Raw genomic sequence first — 11302 nt, 5'->3', positions numbered from 1 at the left:
AGTGAAAGACTCTGAAAAAGGGATTATTTTTGAGGGGGTACAACGCAGGTTTCTTGACAATCTTCTAAAGTAATAAAGTTATTTTCGTTCCCTTCACAACCGCCAAAGGAAAAGGTGACACACTCGCTACCGTTAAAAGCGTATCGGTTGAAATCTGCTTGGCAGGAGCCACTCTCTATCCGTTGAGCGCAAATTTCTTCGGCTGTACTCACTTCCGGCTTGACGGCTGATGCTTCACCCAAACAGGTTTGTTGACAGTCACCGAGGGTAATAAAGTTATTTTCGTTTCCTTCACAACCGCCAAAGCTAAACTGAACGCATTCGCTCCCATTAAACGCATAGCGGTTAAAACTGGCTCGACAACTCCCGGTTTCAATGGGTTGATTACAAATGGTTTTTTCTTGAGCAAAAACAGTTTGAGGGAATAGCGCCACATTAAAAACGAGGATAGCGATCGCTATAAAAATTTTGGTGATCAGCCAGATCGTTTGTTTTTTCATTATGGATTTTCAAGCAAGGTTCAGCTCAAACATTAGCAGAGAGAGGCTACAGGTTGAAGGATTTTGAGATTTATTTCCTATTGACTTCTGGGATTTTGCAAATTTTGTGAATCGAGAGCAGGATTGCTTTGAGAGGGAAAAAAAGTAGAGAGGAAAAAGCAAATCCTCTCTGTTCTATCTAAGATGTTGCACCAATCACCCAAATCCCTATCGCACGGGAGGCGATATCATATCCTGAAGCGGTCGAGTTATCCAGTTAAAGGCAACCCGAACTTGATGATCGAGTGTGGGAAAACGATAAAGATAAATCAAACGACGAGCCAAATGTGCCATTTGCCCTTCTAACTTAATCCCCAAACCTGTGAGGGTGGCGTCATCGGTTCCCAAAGTCATCATTTCGCCCAAACCCTGATAGCGGAAGGGTAATAAAGGCCGTCCGGTCATAGAGGCCCAAATATTCCAGGCGGCATAATCGGCTTGTTGAAAGGCGGCTTGAGCGGTGGAAGGAACCTGCTGACCGTCAACATCCTTACAATCAGCCAAATCCCCCAAGGCAAAAATCTCAGAATGGTCAACAGCCTGTAATGTCGTTGTCGTCATCACCTGACCTCGTTGATTGTGTTTTAACGGTAGAGACTGCACAATCGGCGAAATTCTCGTTCCGACTGTCCACAACACTAGGTCAACGGGAATTGGATCAACCTGTTGTCGATACTCCAAAGCCATCGTCGAGGCTTCAATCGATTGAACCGTTGTTTCCAAATCAACCCAAACTCCGCGTTGTTGGAGGGCGCGTTGGGCGGCTTCGCGGTTAAAATTGGGAGAACTCCGCAAAATCCTATCATCTCGTTCAATCAATCGTAGGCGTCCCCGTTCTTGGAGTCGGTCAGCCAGCTTACAAGCCAACTCCACGCCACTGTAACCCCCGCCAACAATGGCGATACGAATTTTGTCTTGATCAGAGGCTTCTAGAAGCCGCAGCCGTTCCTCGAGGCGATAGGCGTCTTCAATGCTTCGGAAGGGAATGGCATATTCCGCAGCGCCCGGTACAATATCGAGGGGTGTTTCACCTCCCATCGCCAAAACTAAATAATCAAAAGTCAGAGCCTCACCTTCAGAAAGCTGAACTTCCTTGGCTTCAATGTCGATAGCGGTGACAACTTGCTGACAGAAGCGTATATTTGTATTTTGCAATAGTTGTTCAAAGGGAGGAGCGATTTCCCAGGTTTGGAGTTCTCCGGTTAAGAGTTCGTACAAAAACGGCGAAAATAAAAAGCGATCGCGGCTGTCAACGAGAGTGATTTCCGGTTGTTCGGACTTCCGCCAGGGTAACTCATTTAAGCGTAGAGCGGTATAGAGTCCACCAAAGCCTCCACCCAAAATACAAATGCGGGTCGGTTGTTCAGTCATAATTTGTGGATGAGGAACGGATAAGCAATTGAGCAGTTTCTCTCACTAGGATAACAAGGTGAGTGGGAGTTTTCTGCCTGTCGTTAGGAGTTAAGTGTACGGTTCATGGCGGAGTAAGTCAGTAGAGTGATGCAAGATAGATAGAGAGAAGGTCTTAGCTGTGAACAATTAATCTATGCCGGAAGATAAGTTATTTGGACGTTTACATTACAGTAAATTACTGCTGTTAGAGTTGCAAAGGCGACTGCAAGCATTGGGTCTTGATCCGGGACCTGTTAATGGTCGATGGAATCCTGAAACAGAAGCGGCTTTAGAAGAAGCACAACGGGCTTATGGAGTACATGGAGGTAAAGCCCAAGCTGCTTATTTTGTTGTCATTCCGGGTGCGTCAGAAGAGTTACCTAGAATTGCTGAACAAGTGGTTTTATTGGGGGTACCTGAAACGGGTGTTTATCAACGCTATAGTGCAAGTGATCCTAAAGTTGCGGTCGGGCCTTTTTCTAATCCTGATATTGCCAAGCGCTGGCAACATTATTTACGTGACTTTGGCTTAGGTCAGGCTAGAATTTACTATGGTTGTTAAGTTCTTGTGAGGGGTTTAAAGTATTTTTATTTTCACCAAATTTTCCTCTTTTACGGGGATGATTGTTCTGTTATTTTTCTAGAGATTAGAGTGAAGAACTGATTTTTTACAAAATTTTTACAATGGAATCTCTAAACAAAAAATATACTCGGCTAGGTAATAAACAACAATTATCTCGACTGAATCGCTGGCTAGCTAGATTGTTACGAGATGTTTTTGAAATTTTGATTATTCTGGCTGCTGTCATTTTGGTCATTCTTTCTATTTTATATCTGGAGAATACACTAGAACAGCAAAAAACCTGGGGGAAATTTTTTATTCAATCTATAGAAGAATCTCGAATTTTAGGAACGTTTGAAAGTATTAGTATTGTTACTGCTTTAGTGGTTTATCTCCGACGAGGAAAGAAACAATCTCATTACGAAGCTTGGCAAGTGATTGATTCTGCCCAAGGACTAGAATTCAGCCACGCTCGGATTAAAGCGTTAGAAGAATTAGCCAAAGATGGGATTAGTTTAAAGGGTTTATTATTACCAAAAGCGAATCTAGAACAAATTCATGTCGTTGATGGTGATTTCAAAGAAGTTAACTTGCAAGGGGCTAAACTTCAAGAAGCCAATCTACAAGGAAGTACATTTGAATTGACTCAGCTTCAGGGCGCGAATTTATGGAAAGCGAATCTTCAAGAAACGTCTTTTCTGCTGGCTCAAATGCAAAAAATTAACTTGAGTTCAGCCAATCTCAGCTATGCAGATTTACAAGGGGTTAACCTGTTAGAAGCTAACTTGCAAAAAGCGGAATTACAAGGGGCTTATATTCTCGGAAATTTGCAAGGGGCTGACTTTCAAGAAGCGAATCTCAAAGGTACAATTCTCGAAGGGGCTTATCTTAAAGATGCTAACTTTCAAAATGCAAACCTCAGAGGGGCTAATCTTAAAGATGCTAACTTACAAGGTGCGAACTTTCAAGGTGCAAATTTGCAAGGGGTTAATTTTCAAAATGCCAAAGGTTTACATCCGTCTCAAGTTTTGGAGGCTGAAAATTGGGAATTTGCTCGATATTCTCAAGAGTTTATTTACCAATTAGGGTTAAAGTTAAAGTCATCAAATTAGAGTGAGATCATGCTTAACTTTCTAATAATTTAGACTTTTAAAGTGAGCAAAATGATCGGCTTTTTATTCAACAGGTAAGGCGTAAATTCCTAAATGATTGGCGATGGGACGCTGACGCATGGGGATTCGACTATGAAAGGGTGCATTTAAAACTTTAGTGTTAATTCCCTGGGAAATCACTAACGTTGTGGAACCGCCTCCATCCAAATTTAACGCCGTTTCTACCCCTTCTATTTCTAGGATAATATTCGTTAAAGTGGCTAATGTTGCGCCTTCACTATACAACCCTTGACGACCATCGATTAATATTAACCATAAGGTTTCCCCAGACTGATCAATTGCCACAGCAGTTCGAGGAAATTTTTTATTGAAATCTGAGAATTTTTGGGATTGAACAGGTTTACCTTGATCAATTAAAACGAGATTTCCTGCTATTCCTTGAACGGTATTTTCTGGACAAGTATCGGTTAATATTTCTGCCTTTTTTTCAGGAGAAATACACAGCACTGGCCAGTCTTTATTGACGCTTGAATAGATTTTACCCTGAGAAATTGCTTGTCCTAAGATATTAACCCGATCTCCTGAATAGGGAAAATAATCTATCGGACTATTCACATAAAACGGATGAAAGAAACTGCCATTAATTGCCAGTTGTAAGTCATGTTTTTGTAAAAATTCTGATGTGGTTTGAGCGGCAATATCCCGATCATCTTCTCCGGGTTCTCCAGGTGTCACTAACAGTTCAATTCCCGGTGTTTTTAAGTCAACTTTAACAATATGAATCATTAAAGAATTGGGTTGTGAACGGCGAATGCGTTGGTAAGTAATGCCTTGAAACAGTTGTTGTTGTTTAGCTGTTGGTAAAGGTCGTCTCAGCATCAATGCGAGGTATAATAAAGCAGGAGTGCCTAGAAGAACTAGGCTGGAAATTAGTATGGTTTTGAGTAGAAAACGTTGATTCATATCAGTTGAGAGAGACACAGAAAAGGCTTAACCCAATTTGAGGGTCATACAACTAATTACTCATTCATTTGGCTGTAATAACCGGATTTTTATCGCAGATTTGATTTTGAATCAATTAATGTGCTATAATGATGCTAGAATTAGCGTTAGATCATCATCGGTTCGTTGAGTGACCCGAGGCGATCGCAAAAAAGATTCTAACTGTTCTTGAGCCTCGGTTTGATCTGTCACTGTTGAGATAAACTGAAAAAGCGGCGAAAAGAAAGGCTTATGAGGTGTTCCTTCGGGCATTTTTAATGCTAACATTTGTAAGCCGTCTGAGAACACTGCTAAATGAGCAGGCTCACCTTGCCAAACGTTAATCTGTGCTGTTTCCACCGCATCAAGCCCAATCAAAAATTTCGTTTCATTCAAATATTCACCCTGTTCGGGTTGCGTTATCGCCTCGATTTTTCCCTGTTTATCTTCGACAACAGCCGCCCCATCTCCCACTTGAGCAACGGCTACAAAATCTGATGTTGCGAGGGTTAAAATCAGCGTTGTTGCTAACTCTCGAATTTCGACTTCTTGAACGGCAGCTTCGACTTCGATTGCCATTTTTGCAGCACTCAATGTATCTGTTAACCGTTCTTTCCAGTCGATTTCTTCAAGTTCTGAAGACGGATGAATAATCGTTTGAGCCAAAGTATTCACAGCCGTTTGTACTGCTACTCTTGAGCCAATTTCTGATAATCTTGCTGAACCCGCTCCATCAGCCACCGCCACAATTAAAATATCATCTGATAATCTTTTGTAGCAATAAGCATCTTGACAGGGAAGATCACTTTTTTCGTGGCTTCTTCCCCGTACTGATGCGGATACAATTTGCCAGTTGGAGTCACAGTTAGACATGGGATATCCCGTAAAGAAAAGGCTCAAAAATCAGCGAATAATGATTAGAAATGGGCAGATTTGATTAAACGGCTCCCCATCCCGGTGGCGGTAAAGCAACTTGTTCATCAACTTTAGAATGAGATACCATCTGCATACTCGCAGACAGCCAAATAAACATTTCTCGAAAGTCTAATCCTTTTAATTTTAAAGGAGCGCGTTCGACGATTAAACTCAGGCGTTCCATATTCGCCCCTTCGACTCCAACCGCAAAAAAAGCAACCTGTTTATTGGCTTCTTCTTGCTTAATTCGTTCAGCCGCTTGGTTCGCCATTCGTTCCGACTCGCCCTGCGGTTCACCATCAGTAATGAGAAAAACCCAGGGGCGATAATAGGCAATACCATTATTACGATATTCGGCTTTACGGGCGGCAACTAAATCAAGGGCTTGGTTAATCGCCGTTCCCATAAACGTTTGTCCCTGTGCTGTTAACATCGGGGGTTCAAACTGATCAGCCGTCACAAAATCTTGTATAATTTTAACCTGATTATCAAAGGAGATGATGGCAACTTCGACTCGTTTTTTTGCCAGTTCATCGCGAACTAAATCCTGTCTAAACGTGTTCAAGCCGTCATTGAGAGCATCAATGGGTACACCTTGCATCGAGGCGGAGGTGTCCAACAACAGCACGCAAGGACACCGGGGTTCAGGGTTTTCAGCAAATTCTACAGCTTCCTCAAGTCTCATAATGGGTGGGGATGAGTTTGCAGTTCTCTTAGGATACTCGATTTTTGCCTGTTTCTATTATCGCTGATTTGAAGCGAGAAATTTGGCGATCGCATGATCGATCATACACCAATTGATTAAATTTGACTACGAATGTAACCCAGTCCGTTCTCGAAGCTAAATAAAATTCGACAGTTGTAGGATGCCAAACTATTAATAATATCGGGAGTGCCAAAATCTTTTGAGTTGCGATTCAAAAAACCGTTATTGCTGCCCGTTATATTGCTAAGATGGCTAATAACAGAAGCATAAACGATAGAATCTTGTGGAGTCAGGTCAAGTTCAGTTTGAAAAGAAATTGCTGCTAAAATAATTTCTTCATTTAAAGGAATGATCTCTGCAAGCTGAACCAACTGAGTAATTGTATCCTGTAATCTCTGCTTTTGATCTTCCTGAGTCCGAACCAAAAAACTGGTTAAATCCCGAAATAAATTGACCTGTTCAGAATAGCTTTGAGAACGACCGAGTTGTTCTAACTCAATCTTCAATTCCCCAGACAGTCTTCTTCTATTTTTTTCATAGCGAATCATTTTTTCATAGGGTTCTACCAGACTGTAGGCTGGAATCACTAAATGAATTTTATTGCCTCTACAAAGTTCAATAATTTGCAAACAGCTTTCGTACTGTTCTTGCATGAAAGCTAATTCTAGAACAAAGTTTGTCTCAACATAGACGTTCATCGTTTATAACCTGTCCGCCTCTAATTGCATCAACCAACCCGGACTCAAACAGCCAATCTTGATTTTTAAAATCAACTTCATTTTCTCTTTTTATTCCCAACAATACCTCATTGAACCAGGAACACACAATCATTACAAAGCTTGACTCGCTAATTTTTCCAGGAGAGACACCCGATTTCTCAAAATAGGGTTTCAAAAGGGGTTTAGGATCGATTTGGTAGGTGGGTTCTATCAGATTTTCTGAGGCATTTTCCGAGGTTTTCCACAGGTAAAAAACTTGAGGGTGAGCCAGCAGAAAAAAAGGGGTTTTGGCCATACCAGAAGCATACATATAATGGTAGATTTGAGCCGCCCAATTTAAACTTAAACTGGCTTCCGGGTTAATTTTTACTTCAACAATCAGCTTTAACTGTCCGTCTTGTCCGCAGATCGCGAGATCAAACCAGTTCCAATTTATTTTCCTTCGAGGTTGTATTGATAAAGACTGATTAACGTCAGCATTTGAAATTTGTTCTTTTACCCAAGTTCTAAAGGCTTTCATGGTTTTATTTCGGCCTTCGGTTTTCGCCCGCTTTAAATATTCTGGAATAATTTCTTTGAGGGGGAAATTGGGAAAATGGGGGCTAAATTCCGACTCCACATATTGTCCCGATTGCAACAAATTAATTTGCAGTTTTCCCTTCTCAAACCGCCACAGTTCCCCAACCCCCAACGCCGCATAAATATTGGGATGGGTGCGAGAAGTGACATCTATTTCCAAAGCCAAATCGGGCGGGGGATCAATCGTTAAATCTAATCTATCTTTACCTCTGACTGCGGCTTCATTCTCAATATAAAAACAATCATCCGGTTCTATCCCTTGCTTCATCAACTCATTTTTAAACGTCGTTGAACCGAGCGGATAAAACTCTATATCCATTTCTTCGAGTAAAGCTTTGATAAAGTCACCGATAAAAACTTTGTCAACTTCGTGTTCGGGTAAAGGGGTCATAATTTCTAAAGTTCCGCGATCATAAGCAATTCTAGCAGCCCGATGTTCTCCCAACTCCTCTAAAATTGTTTCAAACTCTAGCCAACTAACATCTGTTAACAAGACTTTATGACCAGGGGGAACATCAATCCGTTTTAATTCTAATAACATTTTCCAGCCTCCGTATTTATCTATTAGTATAGCTCTGTTTGTTTTAGTTTTATTTTAACGCACAGACTTTGACCCGGAAATTAATTTCCGGGCTAATAATAGAAGTCCGTTAAAACGGACTGGAAATGTTAAACTTTTACCAATTAGTTCTCTGAAGAGGACTAGAATTTTTAGACAGGGATTTTAATCCCTGGCATTGAACAGGCATTGAACTCGAAATGCGATCGCTAATTTTTACCCGGCAAAGTTCTACGTCTAATTTCCTGCAATATTCCCGCTAACTACTTTAGAAAACTCTGTGGGAGTCAGAGATTTTAACACACTCAACGTATAGGGATCTTCTCCAATTTCCTGACCATAGGCGGCTTGCAAATAGGGTTTATATTGGAGATCTTCAGTAACATAGGCTCCAAAAAAGGCAACACTCAAAGCGTTCATATAGTTGCGTGTTACTTCAACTCCGGGTGATAATAATCCGCCCATTCCCGGAATTTCACTCATGTTAGATTTATTCACATCAAAAAAGTGACTATCACCCCGTTTGATGACTAAATAACGATCAGAAGTCGTTAACCAAGTAAAAGATTGAATTTGTTCTAAAACGGCAGGTGCAAGCAAATCTGCACTACTCGCTCCCATCATTACCGGAATTGAGATTTTACTCAATCCTAATTCACCTAAAAGACCACTATTAACGGGGTTGAGTACGACCACAGCTTTCACACGCGGATCGCGGAATTGATACTCAGCTTGAGGTAATTCTAAAGCGCGACATTGCAAAAACATTGAGGGATTAACGATTTTATTTTCCGGCGTGCAACTGGCTTGCAATTTTTCAAAATCAATCGTTGCACCTGCTAACGCTAGGGCTGTATATCCCCCAAAAGAATGACCCCAAACACCAACTTTTTCTAAGTTTAATTGATTATTGAGTTGTTTTTTGTTTAACCGTTCCAGGTGATTGAGTAAGTAAGAAATATCTCGGGGGCGATCAATAAATTGATTCACTTCAAAGATGTCTGTTGCTTCACCTGCGAGTAATTTTTGTAAGGTTTCATAATCACTACCGGGATGTTGAGGAACCGCTACAGCAAACCCGTAAGACGCTAAATGTCGGGCTAAGTCTTCAAAGCGAGAACGATCAGAAGCTAAACCATGAGAAATAACAATAACCGGAGTTGACTGTTGGGTTGCGGCCTTTTCTTTTACCGCATTCGGTAGGTAAAAGTCTGCCTCAAATTGACGATTTCGCTGCCAATCAAATAAAGATAAAGTTTGCTTGGAAACTTCAAGAGATCCGCGTTGGCGTAAGTCGGGCATTTGGTTAAAATCAACCGGACTAGAAGCTGTGACTTCGGCTGATGCTAGTTCTTCTAGAGAGGTAATAAGGGTATTCGTTTGTCGAATTAAGGTGACAACTCGTACCATTGTATCTAGGGCTTCTTCAAGATCGATGTGAATTTTTTCGGTGGGGAATTGCCGCAAAATCTCTATCAGATTAAACCCTTCAGGATCGGTAGCCGTTGCTGCAATAATTGCATTATAAATCGCCTCTGAACCATTTTCTCTAGATTCCGTTTGAATTAAACCTCCAAGGTACTCCAAAAAGGAAGCAACCATCGAAGATTTTAAGAGTCGGGAAGCCGCTTCAGTATCAAAAGAGTAACGAGTTCGTAATAATTCTTGAACTTGTCGTCGTTCACTGGGCGTTAACCAATTGAGATAGGTTTCTAAAGGTTGATTATCGGGAAGTAAACCCGTTTCAGCATAATGTTCTAAGGTATCGAGGGAAACCTCCAGATCCATTTTCCCTACAGGAAACACGACGGTTTCCGCAGCGATTGTCGGTAACGCAACCATTACAGCAGGCACAATACTTAAGGCGAGAGACTTTAACCAACCCATAGTTTTAAGCTCTTATTTGAATCTGACAGCTTCTCTCTCTATCCTAATTGATTGAATCAGAGAAAATTCTAATCTATAACGTTTGATTTATCTTTCAATAATAAATATTTAATAATGGTATCTAAAGTCACCAATTTCATCGTATTTCAAGCTGTTTTTTCTTTTGCATAGGTTTAAATAACTATTTCAAATTGCAAGTTTTTACTTTTGATAAAATCGTAACTGAAATGATCGACAATATTTGTATTACTTAATTCTAAATTGTAGAAATCTATTCTATCCTGCTCGAAATACGGCCCAGCGTGCCAAGTTCCAACTTCTAGCTTAATAAAACAGTTGCCTGGGATACGGAATGCTTTTAATTGTTCTAAATCAGGTTCATTGCTGTCTGAAGGGGGTGCAACCGCCATTAACCACTCTTTTCCTTCTAATGACCCTAAACATTGAGTACATTTAATATGACGGGTAATTTTGTTAAATTCGCGACCTCTTTTGTTTAGCCGCATGATGTAAAATCTGGGTATCCCGTTTTTGAGATTCAGTTGAGCATCGGTTTCATCGTAGGTTTTGCCCTCTGTTGAGGCGGAAATCACTTGTCCGTAGGGTTGAAATGCTTCAGGAGTAATCCATTCGGCTGTTAGTTGTTGAACGGTAATTGATTCACGCATTAATTTTTCCTCAGAATTTTATTTTAATTCGCTTGATTTGAACTCGATTGATATTCAAAGCCGTTTTCTTCGGCGTAACGGTTTAAAAAGCGCATGACTCGTTCAAAGATATCTTCTGCTTCCACTTCAAACGTACATTCGACTTTGGAAAGTTCATCATCTCCGACATAGAAAAATTTTACTCCCGTCGGGGTTACTTTGATTTCCCCTTCTTCATCCCGCAACCATAAATTTTTGATTTCTTTGCGATAAGCCCGCAGTTGTTCGACGGCTTGTAAACGTTCAAAGGTTAACACAACAATTTTTTTCTCGGAGTTACGCGGTTTGCGAAGGCTAACTCCACTAATATCTTCGTTCAGTCCTGTTATAAATTGAATTGATGTAGACATATCTACCACCAACATATATTTATACTTTAATTTTATCAAATTTCTGAACCAAGATTCAACTTTAAAATAATAAGTTTTAATAAGTTATGTTTGAAATAAAAACCAGGTTTTTGAGTTGGGTGAGGTTAATTAAAGAAAGCGGGTTAAAGATTCAACTCCAAAACTGTAAGTTTTTATAAGTAATATCTCGCATAGATTGAACGATAAAACCCGTTTGTTATAACAATTCTTTCTAAAGCTGCATCTAATTGATCCCCCCGGCTATATCCTTCGGATAGGCTTCGCCAACGCCAC

Annotated in this window: 12 protein-coding genes; 2 read left to right on the top strand and 10 right to left on the bottom strand. The window is 40.6% G+C overall.

The window, feature by feature from the left end:
* Window positions 1-23 precede the first annotated feature (23 nt).
* Together WN50_RS30150 and WN50_RS30145 are read right to left on the bottom strand one after the other, a co-directional pair.
* A complete protein-coding gene (locus WN50_RS30150; protein ID WP_046281274.1) occupies window positions 24-500 on the bottom strand; it encodes a BPTI/Kunitz-type proteinase inhibitor domain-containing protein in 477 nt (158 codons plus the stop codon).
* 207 nt (window positions 501-707) lie between these two features.
* Window positions 708-1910 carry an NAD(P)/FAD-dependent oxidoreductase gene (locus WN50_RS30145; protein ID WP_046281273.1) on the bottom strand — a complete coding sequence of 401 codons (1203 nt, stop codon included), beginning with the start codon at window positions 1908-1910 and terminating at the stop codon, window positions 708-710.
* Window positions 1911-2085: 175 nt separating this feature from the next.
* Here WN50_RS30145 and WN50_RS30140 point away from each other — a divergent pair, with 175 nt between their 5' ends.
* A complete protein-coding gene (locus tag WN50_RS30140; protein WP_046281272.1) occupies window positions 2086-2493 on the top strand; it encodes a peptidoglycan-binding domain-containing protein in 408 nt (135 codons plus the stop codon).
* A 122-nt stretch (window positions 2494-2615) separates the two neighbouring features.
* Window positions 2616-3605 (top strand): pentapeptide repeat-containing protein, encoded by a 990-nt coding sequence (locus WN50_RS30135; RefSeq protein WP_046281271.1) that lies wholly within the window; start codon window positions 2616-2618, stop codon window positions 3603-3605.
* A gap of 63 nt (window positions 3606-3668) precedes the next feature.
* Here WN50_RS30135 and WN50_RS30130 read toward each other — a convergent pair whose 3' ends face one another.
* From WN50_RS30130 to psb28, 8 genes are all read right to left on the bottom strand, one after another.
* Window positions 3669-4568, bottom strand: coding sequence for a phosphodiester glycosidase family protein (locus WN50_RS30130; protein ID WP_046281270.1), 900 nt, complete (start codon window positions 4566-4568; stop codon window positions 3669-3671).
* Window positions 4569-4691: 123 nt separating this feature from the next.
* Window positions 4692-5459, bottom strand: coding sequence for a PP2C family serine/threonine-protein phosphatase (locus tag WN50_RS30125; protein ID WP_046281269.1), 768 nt, complete (start codon window positions 5457-5459; stop codon window positions 4692-4694).
* Between the two features lie 64 nt (window positions 5460-5523).
* Complete coding sequence (locus tag WN50_RS30120) at window positions 5524-6186, bottom strand: vWA domain-containing protein (RefSeq protein ID WP_046281268.1); 663 nt, start codon at window positions 6184-6186, stop codon at window positions 5524-5526.
* Window positions 6187-6302: 116 nt separating this feature from the next.
* The gene (locus WN50_RS30115) at window positions 6303-6905 is read right to left on the bottom strand and encodes a PIN domain-containing protein (protein WP_046281267.1); all 603 of its coding nucleotides are present in this window, start codon (window positions 6903-6905) and stop codon (window positions 6303-6305) included.
* Complete coding sequence (locus WN50_RS37230; RefSeq protein ID WP_082172564.1) at window positions 6889-8046, bottom strand: Uma2 family endonuclease; 1158 nt, start codon at window positions 8044-8046, stop codon at window positions 6889-6891. Before WN50_RS37230 ends, WN50_RS30115 begins: the two co-directional genes overlap by 17 nt.
* Window positions 8047-8301: 255 nt before the next feature.
* Complete coding sequence (locus WN50_RS30105; protein ID WP_046281266.1) at window positions 8302-9951, bottom strand: alpha/beta hydrolase; 1650 nt, start codon at window positions 9949-9951, stop codon at window positions 8302-8304.
* 173 nt (window positions 9952-10124) lie between these two features.
* Window positions 10125-10619 (bottom strand): ureidoglycolate lyase, encoded by a 495-nt coding sequence (locus WN50_RS30100; protein ID WP_046281265.1) that lies wholly within the window; start codon window positions 10617-10619, stop codon window positions 10125-10127.
* Window positions 10620-10642: 23 nt separating this feature from the next.
* Complete coding sequence (gene psb28 / locus WN50_RS30095) at window positions 10643-11008, bottom strand: photosystem II reaction center protein Psb28 (protein ID WP_046281287.1); 366 nt, start codon at window positions 11006-11008, stop codon at window positions 10643-10645.
* Between the last annotated feature and the right edge of the window lie 294 nt (window positions 11009-11302).

The organism is Limnoraphis robusta CS-951 (assembly GCF_000972705.2).
The sequence above is the reverse complement of the archived record's forward strand: the minus strand, read 5'-3'. Positions and strand labels throughout refer to the sequence as shown.

Excerpts from the sequence above, each read along its gene's own strand:
- WN50_RS30125 (WP_046281269.1), bottom strand. The coding sequence starts at position 5,459 with ATGTCTAACTGTGACTCCAACTGGCAAATTGTATCCGCATCAGTACGG.
- WN50_RS30100 (WP_046281265.1), bottom strand. The coding sequence starts at position 10,619 with ATGCGTGAATCAATTACCGTTCAACAACTAACAGCCGAATGGATTACT.
- psb28 (WP_046281287.1), bottom strand. The coding sequence starts at position 11,008 with ATGTCTACATCAATTCAATTTATAACAGGACTGAACGAAGATATTAGT.
- WN50_RS37230 (WP_082172564.1), bottom strand. The coding sequence starts at position 8,046 with ATGTTATTAGAATTAAAACGGATTGATGTTCCCCCTGGTCATAAAGTC.
- WN50_RS30135 (WP_046281271.1), top strand. The coding sequence starts at position 2,616 with ATGGAATCTCTAAACAAAAAATATACTCGGCTAGGTAATAAACAACAA.
- WN50_RS30115 (WP_046281267.1), bottom strand. The coding sequence starts at position 6,905 with ATGAACGTCTATGTTGAGACAAACTTTGTTCTAGAATTAGCTTTCATG.
- WN50_RS30150 (WP_046281274.1), bottom strand. The coding sequence starts at position 500 with ATGAAAAAACAAACGATCTGGCTGATCACCAAAATTTTTATAGCGATC.
- WN50_RS30105 (WP_046281266.1), bottom strand. The coding sequence starts at position 9,951 with ATGGGTTGGTTAAAGTCTCTCGCCTTAAGTATTGTGCCTGCTGTAATG.
- WN50_RS30120 (WP_046281268.1), bottom strand. The coding sequence starts at position 6,186 with ATGAGACTTGAGGAAGCTGTAGAATTTGCTGAAAACCCTGAACCCCGG.
- WN50_RS30130 (WP_046281270.1), bottom strand. The coding sequence starts at position 4,568 with ATGAATCAACGTTTTCTACTCAAAACCATACTAATTTCCAGCCTAGTT.
- WN50_RS30145 (WP_046281273.1), bottom strand. The coding sequence starts at position 1,910 with ATGACTGAACAACCGACCCGCATTTGTATTTTGGGTGGAGGCTTTGGT.
- WN50_RS30140 (WP_046281272.1), top strand. The coding sequence starts at position 2,086 with ATGCCGGAAGATAAGTTATTTGGACGTTTACATTACAGTAAATTACTG.